The organism is Agarivorans sp. QJM3NY_29, from assembly GCF_050870835.2.
Lineage (GTDB): Bacteria > Pseudomonadota > Gammaproteobacteria > Enterobacterales > Celerinatantimonadaceae > Agarivorans.
Genome location: NZ_CP194036.2, coordinates 1,565,362 through 1,581,179 on the forward strand (window position 1 = coordinate 1,565,362; position 15,818 = coordinate 1,581,179).

General features: G+C 43.0%; 12 protein-coding genes. 5 read left to right on the forward strand and 7 right to left on the reverse strand.

All coding sequences use genetic code 11. The annotated features are described in order from the left end of the window. Positions 1-257 precede the first annotated feature (257 nt). Positions 258-1,637, reverse strand: a complete 1,380-nt coding sequence (gene xseA / locus ACRRS0_RS07180) for an exodeoxyribonuclease VII large subunit (RefSeq protein ID WP_432453879.1) — start codon at positions 1,635-1,637, stop codon at positions 258-260. 85 nt (positions 1,638-1,722) lie between these two features. Between xseA and guaB the strand changes: the two genes are divergently transcribed. Together guaB and guaA are read left to right on the forward strand one after the other, a co-directional pair. Beyond that, a complete protein-coding gene (gene guaB, locus ACRRS0_RS07185) occupies positions 1,723-3,183 on the forward strand; it encodes an IMP dehydrogenase (RefSeq protein WP_432453878.1) in 1,461 nt (486 codons plus the stop codon). A gap of 72 nt (positions 3,184-3,255) precedes the next feature. Next, positions 3,256-4,836 (forward strand): glutamine-hydrolyzing GMP synthase, encoded by a 1,581-nt coding sequence (gene guaA / locus ACRRS0_RS07190; RefSeq protein WP_432453877.1) that lies wholly within the window; start codon positions 3,256-3,258, stop codon positions 4,834-4,836. 156 nt (positions 4,837-4,992) lie between these two features. Here the strand turns inward: guaA and ACRRS0_RS07195 are convergent, their stop codons facing one another. After that, complete coding sequence (locus tag ACRRS0_RS07195) at positions 4,993-5,355, reverse strand: MmyB family transcriptional regulator (protein ID WP_432453876.1); 363 nt, start codon at positions 5,353-5,355, stop codon at positions 4,993-4,995. 552 nt (positions 5,356-5,907) lie between these two features. Here ACRRS0_RS07195 and ACRRS0_RS07200 point away from each other — a divergent pair. From ACRRS0_RS07200 to rlmM, 3 genes are read left to right on the forward strand one after another with little or no spacing between them, the layout of a single operon-like run. Continuing rightward, a complete protein-coding gene (locus tag ACRRS0_RS07200) occupies positions 5,908-6,831 on the forward strand; it encodes a transcriptional regulator GcvA (RefSeq protein ID WP_432453875.1) in 924 nt (307 codons plus the stop codon). Between the two features lie 12 nt (positions 6,832-6,843). Beyond that, the gene (locus ACRRS0_RS07205) at positions 6,844-7,209 is read left to right on the forward strand and encodes a DUF423 domain-containing protein (protein ID WP_432453874.1); all 366 of its coding nucleotides are present in this window, start codon (positions 6,844-6,846) and stop codon (positions 7,207-7,209) included. Continuing rightward, positions 7,199-8,263 (forward strand): 23S rRNA (cytidine(2498)-2'-O)-methyltransferase RlmM, encoded by a 1,065-nt coding sequence (gene rlmM / locus ACRRS0_RS07210; RefSeq protein WP_432453873.1) that lies wholly within the window; start codon positions 7,199-7,201, stop codon positions 8,261-8,263. The genes ACRRS0_RS07205 and rlmM overlap by 11 nt, the downstream gene beginning before the upstream one ends. 93 nt (positions 8,264-8,356) lie before the next feature. Here the strand turns inward: rlmM and ACRRS0_RS07215 are convergent, their stop codons facing one another. From ACRRS0_RS07215 to ACRRS0_RS07235, 5 genes are all read right to left on the reverse strand, one after another. Further along, complete coding sequence (locus ACRRS0_RS07215; RefSeq protein WP_432453872.1) at positions 8,357-9,364, reverse strand: isocitrate dehydrogenase; 1,008 nt, start codon at positions 9,362-9,364, stop codon at positions 8,357-8,359. A 299-nt stretch (positions 9,365-9,663) separates the two neighbouring features. Further along, a complete protein-coding gene (xni, locus tag ACRRS0_RS07220) occupies positions 9,664-10,446 on the reverse strand; it encodes a flap endonuclease Xni (protein WP_432453871.1) in 783 nt (260 codons plus the stop codon). Continuing rightward, the gene (ppnN, locus tag ACRRS0_RS07225; RefSeq protein ID WP_432453870.1) at positions 10,443-11,831 is read right to left on the reverse strand and encodes a nucleotide 5'-monophosphate nucleosidase PpnN; all 1,389 of its coding nucleotides are present in this window, start codon (positions 11,829-11,831) and stop codon (positions 10,443-10,445) included. The genes xni and ppnN overlap by 4 nt, the downstream gene beginning before the upstream one ends. Before the next feature lie 95 nt (positions 11,832-11,926). After that, positions 11,927-13,519 carry a GGDEF domain-containing protein gene (locus ACRRS0_RS07230; RefSeq protein ID WP_432453869.1) on the reverse strand — a complete coding sequence of 531 codons (1,593 nt, stop codon included), beginning with the start codon at positions 13,517-13,519 and terminating at the stop codon, positions 11,927-11,929. A 113-nt stretch (positions 13,520-13,632) separates the two neighbouring features. Then, positions 13,633-15,816 carry a tetratricopeptide repeat protein gene (locus tag ACRRS0_RS07235; protein ID WP_432453868.1) on the reverse strand — a complete coding sequence of 728 codons (2,184 nt, stop codon included), beginning with the start codon at positions 15,814-15,816 and terminating at the stop codon, positions 13,633-13,635. Positions 15,817-15,818 lie beyond the last annotated feature (2 nt).

The window sequence follows — 15,818 nt, forward strand, 5'->3', positions numbered from 1 at the left end:
TGTCGATAAGATTAGAGTTTGTTGATTTGTAATGATTATTTTTTCATTGGTTTGTGACTTGTGGGGTAAATTGTTCATATAAAGTGTACCTCTCTAAAACAAAGTAGACCCTGTAGCATCAAGTGTCACAAGCGCTGAAAAAAAGGATTCGCTAAAGCATTTTACTCTTTATTGAGTGGGTTTGCTTGGCGAAATATCTCTGGTTGCGTTGTAAGCTCGCTCCACGAACATGATTTGCTACAAGAGGTTAGCTGTGTTTAAGAACTGATGTTTGCTTTTCGTTGTCCATCGACAAATTGCAGCGTGACTTCGTCTCCAACTTGTAATTCGGCGGCATGATGCACGAGTTGTTGTTTATGACTTACCATTGTAAAACCTCGTTCTAAAACCCGCAGTGGGCTTAGGGCATCTAATTGTCGAGTTTTGGCGATGAGTTGTTGTTGATAACGGGCTTGTTGCTGCGTGATTATTTGTGACATATTTTTTAATAAGTTATCGAATTGATTTGCTTGCTGTGTGAGTTGTGCAGGAAGTTGGCTTTCGATAATGGCTCGACTGACTCTGTTATATCGGTAGTTAGCCTGCGCTAAGCTGCTAGACATCGCGCGCTCCAAGCGTAGTGATAGATGGTCAAACCGTTGTTGTTGTTGTTGCAATACGTGCTCAGGGGATTGTGCATAAATGCGCTGTTGTAAATTTGTCAGTTGCCATTGCTGTTGTTTCAGCAGCTGAGAATAGCGGTTGTTTAGCTGTTGGTTGAGATAGCTTAATCTTTGCTCGATGTGGCTAGCCTGTTGGCTGACGATTTCCGCTGCAGCAGAAGGGGTTGCCGCTCGTACATCGGCAACTAGATCGCTGATACTATGATCAATCTCGTGGCCAACCGCCGAAATGATGGGCAGGTTAGAGTTAAATATGCAATTGGCTAACCGTTCATCATTGAAGGCGGATAAATCTTCTTTAGAACCACCCCCACGGCCAACAATCAACAAATCAACTTCCTGACGTTGATTCGCTCGTTCGATCATGGCGCAAATTTGAATGGCTGCTTGTTCGCCTTGCACTGCTGCTGGGTAGACGATGACTTTGATGGCTGGTGCTCGTCGAGCCAGTACCGACAAAATGTCCTGTAAGGCGGCCCCTGATGCGGAACTTACCACTCCAACCGTTGACGGATACTCCGGTAGTGCTTGTTTAGCTGCTTCGGCAAATAAGCCTTGGGCGGCGAGCTTATACTTTAATTGCTCAAATGCTTGCTGGATGGCGCCATCCCCGGCGGGATGAATGGCTTCAATGATTAACTGGTAATCCCCTCGAGGCTCATACATGGTGATGTTGGCTTTCACTAGCACCTGCATTCCAGACTCGGGCTTAAAAAGTACTTTGCGATTGGTATTTTTAAACATGGCACAACGGACCTGCGACCGTGAGTCCTTCAGGTTGAAGTACCAATGCCCTGAAAATGGCGCTGAAAAGTTAGATATTTCACCTTCCAACCAAACTGTCCCCAAACAACGCTCTAGTAAACGTCTAACTTCCTGGTTTAATTGACTTACGCTGAAGACATTTTGGGTGATTTGATTCGCTTGCATCAGCGCTCTCGTGGGTAAATTGAAAATAATGTAAGAAAATAACATTTTTCAATTTACCTTGACTAGCTTTATACCTATAATCCGTCCGCAATATTTTCCCGTTTATTAACTGATTTAGGCGAATGTTGCTATGCTGAGAATTTCCAAAGAAGCCTTAACCTTCGATGATGTACTACTACTTCCTGCACACTCTGAAGTACTCCCTAACACTGCCAGTTTGGCCACTCGTCTAACTAAAGATATCAATTTAAATATTCCGATGGTTTCTGCGGCCATGGATACTGTTACTGAGGCGAGTTTTGCGATCGCTTTAGCTCAGGAAGGTGGCATTGGCTTCATTCATAAAAATATGAGTATCGAACAACAAGCCAATGAAGTGCGTCGCGTGAAAAAATTCGAAGCTGGGATTGTGCTTGAGCCGATTACGGTGACGCCAGACTTAACTTTGGGGCAGATTGCGAAGTTACGCCAAACTCACGGTTTTGCTGGCTTCCCCGTGGTGACAGAAGCTAATGACTTAGTTGGTATTGTCACAGGACGTGATTTACGTTTCGAAACCGATTTTTCTAAAACAGTTTCGCAGGTGATGACCCCGAAAGAACGTTTGGTAACCACTACCGATACTTCCCGTGAAGTGGTTGAAAAGCTAATGCACGAACACCGTATTGAGAAAATGTTGGTGGTTGACGATGCCTTTAAACTCACAGGTTTAATCACCGTAAAAGATTTTAAAAAAGCAGAGCGTAAGCCGAACGCTTGTAAAGACAGCTTTGGCCGCTTGCGTGTTGGTGCTGCTGTTGGCGCTGGTGCTGGCAACGAAGAGCGGGTTGATGCGCTGGTAGAAGCAGGGGTCGATGTCTTATTGATCGATTCATCTCACGGGCATTCGCAAGGAGTGCTTGATCGCATTAAGGCCACTCATGATAAATACCCTGACTTACAGATTGTTGGTGGTAACGTTGCCACTGCCGCTGGTGCGATAGCCCTCGCGGATGCTGGTGTTAGTGCAGTAAAGGTGGGGATTGGCCCAGGTTCAATTTGTACAACACGTATTGTTACTGGTGTGGGTGTCCCACAAATTACCGCGGTAGCTGATGCGGTGGAAGCGCTTAAAGGTCGTGATATTCCGGTGATCGCCGATGGTGGTATTCGTTTCTCTGGTGATATTGCGAAAGCCCTGGTCGCCGGTGCATCTTGTGTGATGGTGGGTAGTATGTTTGCTGGCACCGAAGAAGCGCCTGGAGAAATTGAACTTTATCAGGGGCGTTCGTTTAAATCTTACCGCGGTATGGGCTCTTTAGGTGCAATGTCTCAGGGTTCATCAGACCGTTATTTCCAAACCGATAATGCGGCAGATAAATTGGTGCCCGAAGGGATTGAAGGTCGGGTGGCTTACAAAGGTCCAGTGAAAGCGATTATTCACCAGCAAATGGGTGGTTTGCGCTCTTGTATGGGGCTGACTGGCTGCGCCACTATCACCGAACTGAATACCAAAGCCGAATTTGTTCGGGTGACCAGTGCCGGAATGGGCGAAAGTCATGTCCATGATGTGACCATTACTAAAGAAGCACCAAACTACCGTATGGGGTAGATTTTTATAGCATAACTACTCTCTAAGCACCTGTAGGTGCTTAGTTTTATCAGCCTAATGAAGTAAGTGATTATGAGCAGAGATATCCACGAACATCGTATTCTAATTTTAGATTTTGGATCGCAATATACCCAATTGATCGCCCGCCGTATTCGTGAAATAGGGGTTTACTGTGAACTTTGGGGCTGGGATGTAGAAGAAGCCGACATTAGAGAATTTGCACCTAACGGTATCATCTTAGCGGGTGGGCCAGAGAGTGTCACAGAACATGATTCGCCTCGAGCCCCCGAGTATGTGTTTAGCGCTGGCGTTCCTGTATTAGGGATTTGTTATGGCATGCAAACAATGTCTGAGCAGCTTGGCGGGAAGGTGATTCAAGGTGAAGGTGAGCGGGAGTTTGGTTATGCTCAGGTTGAGGTTATTAGCCCATCACCTTTATTTAAAGCGATTGAAGACACGGTTGCCGATAATGGTAATGCCTTGTTAGATGTTTGGATGAGCCATGGCGATAAAGTTTCGGCTATTCCTGCAGGATTCACCACGATTGCGAAAACACCGAGCTGTGAATTTGCCGCGATGATGAATCAAGACAAGCAATTTTATGGCGTTCAGTTTCACCCTGAGGTGACTCACACTCGCCAAGGTTTACGGATGTTAGAACATTTTGTGAAAGATATCTGTGGCTGTGATGCTTTGTGGACTTCTGAATCGATCATTGAAAATGCGGTCGCAAAAATTAAGCAGCAAGTGGGTGATGATGAAGTTATTCTTGCGCTAAGTGGTGGCGTTGATTCCTCGGTTGTTGCCATGCTTATTCAGCGAGCCATTGGCGATAAACTTACTTGTGTGTTCGTGGATAACGGTTTATTGCGTTTGCACGAAGGCCAACAAGTAATGGACATGTTTGGCAATCACTTTGGTTTGAACATTATTCATGTGCAGGCACAAGATCGTTTCTTAGATGCGATGGCGGGTGAAAGTGACCCAGAGAAGAAGCGCAAAATTATCGGCCATGTTTTTATTGATGTTTTTGATGAAGAGTCGAAGAAACTAAAAAATGCCAAGTGGCTTGCCCAAGGTACGATTTACCCGGATGTGATCGAGTCTGCGGGTGCTAAAACCGGTAAGGCACATGTGATTAAATCTCACCATAACGTCGGTGGCTTACCCGATGATATGGAAATGGGCTTGGTTGAACCTTTGAAAGAGCTATTTAAAGACGAAGTGCGCAAAATTGGTCTGGAGCTAGGCTTACCCTACGACATGTTATACCGCCACCCATTTCCTGGGCCTGGTTTAGGGGTACGGGTACTCGGTGAGGTGAAGAAAGAGTACTGTGATCTATTGCGCCGTGCCGATGCTATTTTCATCGAAGAATTGCATAAACATGATTTATACAATAAGGTAAGCCAGGCTTTCACGGTATTCTTACCTGTGCGTTCAGTCGGTGTGATGGGCGATGGACGTAAGTACGATTGGGTTGTATCGCTGCGTGCTGTTGAGACTATCGATTTTATGACAGCACATTGGGCTCATTTACCCTATGACTTCCTTGGTCATGTGAGCAACCGAATTATCAATGAAGTCGATGGTATTTCTCGTGTGGTCTATGACATTTCGGGTAAACCGCCTGCGACGATTGAGTGGGAGTAGACTAAGTTATAAACAGTTAACCAGGTCTTTATAAATCAATGAAATGCCAGTCAGTAATACTGACTGGCATTTTTTATGGTGATTCTTACTCTTCAATCGTCGGCTTGGTAGCCTCTGCGAATTGCCTAGCGATAATTAGTGGAACTCTGTTTCAGCTTATTCACTTTTCGCATCAACCACCAAGCGAAAATGGCGGTTTATCAGAGAAGTGTGTTCAAACGTGGCTGTCTCGCCGTTTATCTTGAGCTTTCGAGTACCATCACATAGTGCATGAACATCATGTTGTTTCCAACACTGATTAAAGTCGGCTGACACGTTTTTCAATTCATCCTCTAAGGCTTTGATATCGCTATCGTGACTTGTATTAGCATGGTCACGACGACACTGGATAATATGTGGGGGTGCTTCCTCTTCCCTATGGAGAAAAATTTCCCGCAGAGCAGGGTTAGTAAAAAGCATTGGTAATAGATTACGTCTCTCGGAAGGGCGACTCGAAACTAAACAGATGGTTGGCTGCATCGTTATAAGCAAACACAACACACCGTTTTGCGTTTGATTTGAATATAATCATGTTGATTGGCTGGGGCATGTCTTGATGGTATGTTGCAGTGACAAGCTGAGCATGTGTACTTATCATTATCAACATAATGGGTTATTTTAATTGGCTTGTTTAAGTCCTTCTTATTTTCCGTGACCCAGCTCTAAGATTATTTTTTTTAATGCTTATTTCGTTTGTTTGTTGTTCGCGCTTTACTTTGTTGAGTCATATTTAGGGCATAAAAAAAGCCACTGCAATAGCAGTGGCTAAAAATTCTTTTTGACAGACAGGGTCAAAATTAGAAACAGGGAGTCAGCAAAAGGCTGACAAATGCAAACACAACATAGCAATCAAAGTAACTACAAATCCGGTATTTACTTAAAGGGGCCTGACGTAACACCCTGTATTATGGCGCTATGTCAGGCCCCTTCACTTGATTGCGTGTGCATAGTAGTCTGCAACTAGCCGTACAACAACAGATAATTTATAATGCAGAAAGATTAGAAAAACTTATCCGTTAATGGGGTGTAAATATGGCGCGTCGTTTGCCGCCTTTAAATGCTTTAAAAGCATTTGAGGCCGCCGCAAGGCACCTAAGCTTTACTCGTGCAGCTGAAGAACTATTTGTGACTCAAGCCGCTGTGAGTCACCAAATTAAAGCTTTGGAAGAATTTCTCGGCCTCAAATTGTTTCGTCGTAAAAATAGAGCCTTATTATTAACAGAAGAAGGACAAGGTTACTTCTTAGATATTAAAGATATTTTTATTTCGCTTACTGAAGCGACAGATCGCTTGTTGGCGCGAGGTGCCAAAGGGACGATCACAGTCAGCCTCCAGCCGAGTTTCGCGATCCAGTGGTTGGTACCGCGTCTATCTCAATTTAGTGAGATGCATCCAGACATTGATGTACGGATCAAGGCTGTTGATCTTTATGAGGGGTCCTTGAGTGAAGACGTTGATGTGGCGATTTATTATGGTCGAGGCAATTGGGCAGGCTTGCGAGCCGATAAGTTGCATACTGAGTATTTAGTGCCAGTGTGTTCACCAAGTTTATTAGTGGGAGATAAGGCGCTCACTAAACCAGAGGACTTACAATTTCATACCTTGTTACATGATACCGCTCGTCACGATTGGAAAGCCTGGTTTAAGTTAGTCGGCCTAAGACAAATGAATGTGAATCATGGGCCGATATTTTCTCACTCAACTATGGTGTTGCAAGCTGCGGTATACGGTCAAGGCGTGGCCTTGGGGCATAGTGTGTTGGCAAAGCCTGAAATAGAAGCTGGGCGTTTAGTATGTCCTTTTGAACAAGTTTTGTTGAGTAAGAATGCCTACTATATGGTGTGTAAGCCTAGTCAGGCAGAACAAGGGAAATTAGTTGCTTTTCGTGAGTGGATGATTTCGTTAGTGGAACATGAGCAGCAAGAATTCGTTAATGAAGGCTTGGTGGAAATTTAAGAAAGGTTAGTCATGAAGCAATTCACTTGGCCATTTAGGGCCTTGGTCGCTGTGTCTGGTGCTTTTTGCGTGATTATGGGTGCAGGAGCCGCCCATGGTTTTAGTCGTTTTTTGGGCGCAGAGCAGCTGCAATGGATAAATACTGGCGTGTTTTATCAATTAGTTCACCTCGCGGCTGCATTGGCTGTGGTTCAGCGCCATCGATTAACGGCTCTGTTGTGGGTTGTCGGTGGTTGGTTGTTCGCGGGTAGCTTATACTGTTTAGCTTTTTTCGGTTCTAAGGTATTTGGGCCAATTACGCCTCTAGGTGGACTGATATTGATTATTGGTTGGTTATCTTTGGTTTGGTCTAGTAAGAATATGAGTTATGACAAATAGTATCATTTTATATTGTCGCACTGGTTTCGAGAGTGATTGTGCAGCAGAAATCCAGTTTCATGCGGAACAATTGGAATATTTTGGTTATGCCAAGGCTGCTGCAGAGTCTGGTTTTGTTGAGTTTAGCTGTTATCAAAATGAGCACACCATAAGCCTCTACCAAGCGATTGATTTTCGAAATTTGATTTTTGCACGTCACTGGTTTTTGGCTTTACTGGAACTGGAATTAGATGAGCGTAATCGGGTTGCATCGATATTGGCGATTGATCAGAAGTTACCACTTTGTGGCAGCTTGCGTTTGGAATATCCTGATACCAATGAAGGAAAATCTTTATCCGCATTTTGTAAGAAATTTACACGTCCCTTAGAGCATGCGCTGATAAAACACCAGTGGTTAAGTAAAACGCAGAACTTAAAGTTGCCTGCGATGCAATTGTTCTTTACGAGTGGAACCCATTGTTGGTTGGGTTATTCAGATACCCGTAACGGTAATCCGCAAGCGAATGGTATCTTACGACTCAAGTTTCCCAACCAAGCACCCAGTCGTTCGACCTTGAAGTTAGATGAAGCGTTTATGGTTTTGCTGAATGATCAAGAACGAGAACAATATTTAGAAAATGGTCAGCATGCGGTTGATTTAGGCGCCTGCCCCGGTGGATGGACCTATCAATTGGTGAGACGAAATATGTTCGTCGCAGCCGTTGATAATGGGCCAATGGCGCAGTCTTTGATGGAGACGGGTCAGGTACAGCACTTTCGTGAAGATGGTTTTAAGTTTCAGCCGGAACGCAACAATACTAGTTGGTTAGTCTGCGATATGGTTGAGAGACCAGCCAAGGTGGCTAGGTTGATGTTGAAATGGCTCGCTAATGGTTGGTGCCGTTATGCAATGTTTAATTTAAAATTGCCAATGAAGCAACGTTTTGCTGAAGTAAATCAAGATCTGAATATGTTACGTGAAGGTTTAGCCGAATTAGGATTTGAGTCTGAGGTGAGGGCTAAGCAGTTATATCATGATAGAGAAGAGATCACGGTATTTGCTCGAATTATTTGAGCTGAATTGGGACTCGTCAGAAATGTAAATATAAGCTATCTAATTGCGGTATAAAGGCAGTCTATGCTGCCTTTCATCGGTGCTCTGTGTCGCTTATAGGCGCTCTAAGATAGCTTGAGTGAATTCCTTCGTGCCTGCAATACCACCCAAGTCTCGAGTGGTTCTATCGCCGCTGGCAATCACATCTTTTACTGCGCTTAAAATGGCCGTGGCCTGCGTTTCCATACCCAAGTATTCGAGCATCTGAATACTCGCTAAAATAACCGAGGTGGGGTTGGCAATGTCTTGGTCAGCAATATCTGGGGCGCTACCGTGAACGGCTTCAAAAATTGCGGCTTGTTCACCGATATTTGCGCCTGGAGCCATGCCCAGGCCGCCAACCAAACCTGCACAAAGGTCTGAAAGGATATCGCCAAATAGATTGGTTGTGACCATCACGTCGAAGCGCTCTGGGTACATCACTAAGTTCATACAAGCGGCATCAACAATCATCTCTTCCGATTCGATATCCGGATACTGCCGAGAAATTTCTCGAGCAACCTCTAGAAATAAGCCTGAGGTGGATTTCATGATGTTGGCTTTATGGATGGTGGTTACTTTCTTACGGCCTTCTCGGCGAGCTAGTTCATAAGCAAATTTTACGATGCGCTCGGCACCTTCGCGAGTCACTATACTCATGGCTTCGGCGCTGTTGCCATCTTCGCTACGTTTTTGACCCAGGCCTGAGTACATCCCTTCGGTATTTTCACGTACGGTAATAATATCTATGTTTTCGTAACGTGCTTTAGTCCCAACAAATGAACGTACTGGGCGAATATTCGCATATAGGTCGAAGTGCTTACGCATAGAGACATTAATTGAAGTGAAGCCGGTTCCGACTGGCGTGGTTAATGGGCCTTTTAGGGCAATACCATTTTGTTCAATCAGTTGTAATGATTTTTCGGGTAATAGGCTGCCATCACTTTCTAATGCGGCGAGGCCCGCATTGGCATAATCATACTCGAAACCACAACCTGCTTTGTCCATTATTGCGATGGCGCTTTCGATAATACTTGGTCCAATACCATCTCCAGGTATGACGGTGATTCGTCTTGTTGACATATATCTTCCTAATTCGTAGGTATTTTTATTATCTAAATAAGGGGAGGAGGTAACACTCCGTGTTATTACCCGAGCGAATGGGTTCGGGCAACAATGAGTTTACAATTTTTTAACTGAATACTCAAAAATATTTAGTTTCCAACACTGATTATAGGTCAGATTTCGCCCCAAATAACAACATTTTGAATGCTGAAGAGATCTTATCTCGGTAGGTTTTGATTGGTTTTAATACAGTTTAGCGCAGACTATTCTCTACAATTTACGCTGGTCTTGATTAGCAGGAAAATAATTATCGACGATCAACAGGCCTTGGGGTTATAACGTAATAGTTTCAATGAAAAACCAAGTTTTAAATCGGTTCTTAAGCTGAGCAATTTATGCGCGAGTTGTAGCTCATTAGCGTGCGCTTGAACTTTTGAGGCAAGCTTGTTATTGGTGCTGTTATCATCGAGAATCGCTTGGGTATCAGGATAATTTTTAAGTAGCGTTTGCGCACTTTTCTTACCAATACCGGGTACGCCTGCCACATTCACTCCATTGATGCCAACCAAGGCCCAATAATCGTTTAGTTGTTTGATCGCGATCCCAAACTTCTCTTCGACTTGCTCGATTGAAATATACTCCCGTCGAAAATAGTCATATAAACCGACACCAGCTGAGAGTAATGAGTAGTAGCCTTGATCAGTGGAAATAATGGTTACCGGGTAGTTAGCTGCAATTGCTTTACTGGCGAGCGTGGCACAAATGTCATCGGCCTCTTCGTTAGCCGCAAAGATTGAATCGATCCCCATATCTAATAGTTGGTCTTTTAATGTCTCCAATTGTTCAGCTAATAGCTCGGGCATTGGAGAGCGGTTTTGTTTGTATTGTGGATAAAGCTGCTCTCGCCAAGCCGAACGTTCGCCATCGAATACAGCGACAATATGGGAAGGCTGAAGGCTTGACACTATTCGTTTACAGGCGCTCGAGAGCGCCTGCTGAGTTGATTGACTTAACGAGTCGCGAGGGCTACGTTGCTGCTGAACCGCATAAATTCTACGGATTAAATTTAAAGCATCTATCACGACGAAGTGTTGACTCATTGAGGCAGTTCTCTGTCTTGTTTAATTTGATTTTTAGCGATTTTATAGCATGGCTCATAGTTGCTACCAGGTAATTTCATCCGCTGCTGTTTTACAAAATCTTGCAGTAGCTTATCTAGCATGTTCATTATTTCAGGATCACCATCGATAATGAATGGCCCATGCTCTTCGATTTGTTTTATACCTTCATCTTTTACATTACCACTCACGATGGCGGAGAACGCTCGTCGTAAATTTGCAGCTAATTCTTGGGGGGCTTGATCGTAGTGCAAATTTAACTTTTCTACGTTTTGATGAATAGGAAGAAAAGGATGTTGAAAGCTACTTTCTATTTTTAGGCTCCAGTTGAAGGAATAGGCATCACCAATAGCACGTCGATAGTCTTGGATCTTGGACATCGATGATTTGACGACTTGCGCGGCACTTGCAGGGTCGTCGATAATAATTTGATAGTGTTTCTGTGCTTCGATACCGAGAGTTTTGCCGATGAATTTGTCAATGCTTCTAAAATAAGCTTCACTAGATCTAGGTCCGGTGAGGACGATTGGTAAGGGCTGACGAGCATTTTCCGGATGCATCATAATGCCAAGTATATACAGTAATTCTTCAGCGGTTCCCGCACCACCGGGGAAGATAACGATGGCGTGGCCCATTCGAACAAATGCTTCTAAGCGTTTCTCTATATCGGGTAGAATGACAAGCTCATTAACAATGGGGTTTGGTGGTTCGGCTGCGATGATGCTGGGCTCCGTTAAACCAATGTAACGACCGTTGTTTACTCGTTGTTTGGCATGTCCGACAGTGGCACCTTTCATTGGACCTTCCATTGCTCCAGGGCCACAGCCAGTGCAGATGTTTAATTCTCGCAATCCCAATTGGCTTCCCATCTCTCGAGTATATTGATACTCGTTTTCGTTGATCGAATGTCCGCCCCAGCAAACGACTAAGTTTGGTTCAATTCCAGGGTGAATCACTCGAGCATTACGTAGCATGGAAAAAACTAAATGGGTGATATGTGGTGATTGATTAAAATCTAAATAAGAGAGTTTTTGGATTTCATTAGAAACATACAAAATATCACGTAAAACGCTAAATAGGTGTTCTTGAATACCGCGGATAATTTCGCCATCCACAAATGCTTCTTCTGGTGCATTGATTAACTCGAGTTTTACGCCACGTTCCCTACTAAGGACTTTAATGTCAAAGTTTCGATAGCGTTCTAAAATCTCACGGCTGCTGTCGGTTTTACTTCCCGAATTGAGTACTGCAAGGCTGCAGTTTCGGTATAGGAGATAAATATCTTTAGAGGCACTTAAAGCAAGTTGGTCGACTTCTAGTTGTGATAACAAGTTCATGCTACCAACAGGATTTATATGGGTAATCATCAACACCTCACGTCTATTTCAGGTTACTTTACCATAACAGTATAACGTGAGGAGTTGTGTTAGCTGATACTTATTTCGTATTACTTCATAAATAACTAGTTGATTAAGTTGACTTTGTCACGACCACTGCTTTTTGACTCGTATAAAGCTTGGTCTGCACGCTCGAATGCATCAAGCGGTTTATCGCTATCTTTAAAAAGGGTTGCACCAATAGAAACTGTAATTGAAACCTGTTTTTCTTTAAATCGAAAGGGCAGGGTCTTAATCTGTTCGCGAATATTGTCAAGTGGCACCATCACTGCGTCAGGTGAGATATTCGGCATCAATAAAACGAATTCTTCACCGCCAAAACGAGCTAAAAAGTCGGTATCTCGAAGGCTATTCTGCAACGCTCTGGCGATCACTTTGAGTGCTTTATCACCAGCCATATGGCCAAACTGATCATTAATTGATTTAAAGTGGTCAATATCAATAATAGCCATGCCCAAATTATAACCATAACGCTTCCAGCGTTTGTACTCGAGCTCTAAACGTTCGTCTAAGGCTGCTCGGTTGTATACTTGAGTGAGACTATCGATGAACAATTTATGTTTGTGAGCATTGAGTCGCTTTTTATACTCTTGAGTTTCTTCTCGAACCAAACGAAGCTTTAATTCAACTTCACCAAGTTCGTTCAATAACTCAGTCGTTCGTTGCTCTAGTTGTTCTTTTTCTTTGAATACGTCGGTAATCTGAATTAAGCGATTTTGGATTGAATGCTTTAAACTATCTAAGTTACTGCTAGAGCGTACTTCCGCACCGAGCTCTAGTATACGGTCTTTTAATACGCTGTTATTTTGCTGCTGATTTTGATGGATTGACTTAGATTGACTTAGCGAGTCGACAAACTGATCGTGGGCACCGCCTAAACTTTCGTTTAAAGAGTATAAAAACTCTTGAGCGGCTTTACGTTCTTCACGACTGCCTTCGATGATGAGTTGAATCACATTGATACACAAGCTAGGCAAGTCGCTAGGTTCTATACCTACTAATAAGTCAGAACGTATCTGTGCCAGTTTGTTACCAACTTCACCGCTATAATCTAGTTCGGTGATCAAACGTTGTAAATCATCACAAATGCGAGTGTGTAAACGACTATCTAAAATACTTTCTTTCGGCTTTACAGCGGTAACATTTTCATTACTGGTGTGAGCTCCGCCTATTGAAGGTTTATTGAGTAGCGCTTGATAATAATAATTGAGTAACTGTTCGATACGAGCCTGATTATCGCTGTGAGAATAAGCTGGGCTCTGCTCTAAAAAATCAGTAAGTTTGCGGCGTAATTGAGGAGGTAAACCATTAATTCGTTTAAGTGATTCCCCCGACGTTTTGATAATTCGTTGGTTGTGAGCGAGGACCGTTTTTAAGGTCTTACTATGTTGTTTAAATAGGCCATCTAATTCGTTTTGATATTGCGAAATAGCTGACAAGTCGTCATTACTCTCAACATCCTTGATTAGTTGCTGTAGTTTATTATCAAGTTGTTCATCTAAGCCATAACAAATTTTAGAAAGGCTTGAAATTAGTTGGCTTATTGATTTCTTTTCCATTCTAACCTTTGCCTCTTGGCCTAAAACATTCTGGGTGGAGTTTTCTATATTGTTTCTCACCAACGCGAGGCGTTTCTTAATCGTGATGATATCGCTCATCGTTTAAACCAACACATCCTAGTATGCCTAATAACTGCGATTAGCATAACACGAGATCTACGACAACTATAGTTGTTGGGTCTGCAAATGTTAAGGCAAATAGTCATCTATACCTACCAATTGATTATGCTCTTATCAGTGGATGAATTCACTTTTACTAAGCCCTTGCTTATTGCCTGTTTTACATCTTGTCTTATATCACTACAGAAAAATGCAGCATGTGAACCTTTCATTGCTGTTAACTCTACCCATTGGTTCTGTTGCGTGTGAGCAGATAGTTGTTGAGCCCCTTCTAAAGCGAGCCATAAAACTTCGGTCATTCCGCTATCGTCAATTGCATCTTCGGCTTTAGTTAAAAATGGGGCAATACAAGTGCCAATCGAAATTATCAACTTAAGCTTTTGCTTTATAGCATATCTTTCTGCTTCATCAACCACCATTCTGCAAATTTGTTCTGCGGATAGTTGCTTCAAAGAGAGGCAAATAAGTAGCTGATGATCGTTGATATGTCCTAACTGATAATCTTTATCAAACTGAGTTATCAGCGCTTCAATCACATTTTTGTTGAATTCCCTACGAAGTTTAAACCCTAAGCTGTGTTGGCCAACGGTGCTGAGATGCTCAATAGATATTAGCAACAGAACTTGCGGTGATTGCGTTGATGAGAGATGTTGCTTGCGTAAATATTGTAAGGGGCTATCGCTGTTGGCTAGTTGTTGCCAACCCGTAATGGGATGCTGGTTCAGCTGTTGGTTTAGATGCCTCACTAAGGCTTTTCTTGATAACAGTTTCTGCCTAGTGATTAAGAATAAAAATAATATCATCACTGCAAAAACGCAGACTAAGACTAAGACCAGTTGCTGAAAGCTACTTTGTTGCTGTATTAAGGCTTTTTCTTTGGTCAGGTCGGATAACTGTTGGGCTTGTTCAATATACTGATAGTGTTGCTTAAATTGTTCACGTTTTAGCTCGTTACTTATCTGTTGATATTGTTGGTTTAAGCTGTGGTAAATTTTAAATTCTTCTAAGGCGAGGGCGTAATTGCCATTTTGCTCGTAGGCTTCGGTGAGTAACTTGTATACTTTGCTATGGCTATTCGATAAGCCAATGGTGTTGGCTAAAGCTTCGGCTTTTTCTAGTTGTAAAATAGCTAAGCCACTCTCATGGTTGTTGATATGTAATTCGCCTAACAGTAGTAAGCTATGTAACAATTTACTGGGTTGATTTAATCGAGTAAATAATTGTCTAGCGATTTGTAGATGAACTAAAGCTGGCGTGTAGTCTGTGAATTCCATATAGGTGCTGCCTAGGCGCAGTTCAATGTCGGCCAATAGCGGTAAGTTATGATTGGCCTTTGCTATTTCTTTTGCATTTAGATAGTGCACCAGAGCTGCGTCATTGTCCTTGGCGAGCTTGGTCATATCCGCTAGTTTAGTTATTTCTTCAGCCTGTAGATCGAGATTATTGAGACTTGCTGCATCATCGATGGCATCCTGTTGAAACTGCTGAGCGATAACCAGCTCACCTTGCTCCAAATAGACCTGTGCCATATTGGCTTTGAGTTTGCTGTTGAGTAGCAAGGCTTCATTATTGTGGATGTCTTGATCATCTAACTCCGCCTCTGTTAGGTGATTGAGCGCTAATTCAGGCTGTTTATTTAACAAGTAATAATCTGCCAGTAAGGCTTCAGACCACGCCCTGAGTATCGGTGATTTACTGGTATAAGCCTCTTCCTTCGCTTTTAATAGATGGTTTTTGGCTTCGTTATTTTTACCTTGGTTTTGGTAGTAAAGCGCTTGCACTTTTTGTAGTTGAAAGCGCATGTTAGATAAGGGGAAGATCTTTAGTTTTTCGATACCAGCTTGTGCTAAAGCGATATAATCTTGTGCCTGTATTGCCCATTTGGGGTCACTACTCATGGCCAGTGCTGCAATAATATAGGCTTGAGTTAAATGGGTTGGCTGTTGTTTTGCTAAGCGAATGGCGTGATGAATATAGACCTGAGCTTGTTGTGGATTATTGGTGCGGTAGGCACATAAAGCGGCAATTTGATAGCGGAGTATGTCGATTGTACCTGTTGTTACCGTTTGCTCAGTGGTCGTCTCCTGTTGGTTCAGTGTTTTCGCTAAATGTTCTAGGCAATTCCTAGGGTTGGCTATCAGCTGTTGGCGTAACGGTTCTAATGTTTTAGGAACATTGATAAAGCCATTTTCATAGGCCCAGCTATTGGCAGAAAACGGCCCGCAGAGTAATACAAGGGCAAACCATAAATACGATTTTAGCGAGAAATTGGGCATTA

Coding starts and splice junctions, on each gene's coding strand:
- xseA (WP_432453879.1), bottom strand. CDS start 1,637: ATGTTATTTTCTTACATTATTTTCAATTTACCCACGAGAGCGCTGATG.
- guaB (WP_432453878.1), top strand. CDS start 1,723: ATGCTGAGAATTTCCAAAGAAGCCTTAACCTTCGATGATGTACTACTA.
- guaA (WP_432453877.1), top strand. CDS start 3,256: ATGAGCAGAGATATCCACGAACATCGTATTCTAATTTTAGATTTTGGA.
- ACRRS0_RS07195 (WP_432453876.1), bottom strand. CDS start 5,355: ATGCAGCCAACCATCTGTTTAGTTTCGAGTCGCCCTTCCGAGAGACGT.
- ACRRS0_RS07200 (WP_432453875.1), top strand. CDS start 5,908: ATGGCGCGTCGTTTGCCGCCTTTAAATGCTTTAAAAGCATTTGAGGCC.
- ACRRS0_RS07205 (WP_432453874.1), top strand. CDS start 6,844: ATGAAGCAATTCACTTGGCCATTTAGGGCCTTGGTCGCTGTGTCTGGT.
- rlmM (WP_432453873.1), top strand. CDS start 7,199: ATGACAAATAGTATCATTTTATATTGTCGCACTGGTTTCGAGAGTGAT.
- ACRRS0_RS07215 (WP_432453872.1), bottom strand. CDS start 9,364: ATGTCAACAAGACGAATCACCGTCATACCTGGAGATGGTATTGGACCA.
- xni (WP_432453871.1), bottom strand. CDS start 10,446: ATGAGTCAACACTTCGTCGTGATAGATGCTTTAAATTTAATCCGTAGA.
- ppnN (WP_432453870.1), bottom strand. CDS start 11,831: ATGATTACCCATATAAATCCTGTTGGTAGCATGAACTTGTTATCACAA.
- ACRRS0_RS07230 (WP_432453869.1), bottom strand. CDS start 13,519: ATGAGCGATATCATCACGATTAAGAAACGCCTCGCGTTGGTGAGAAAC.
- ACRRS0_RS07235 (WP_432453868.1), bottom strand. CDS start 15,816: ATGCCCAATTTCTCGCTAAAATCGTATTTATGGTTTGCCCTTGTATTA.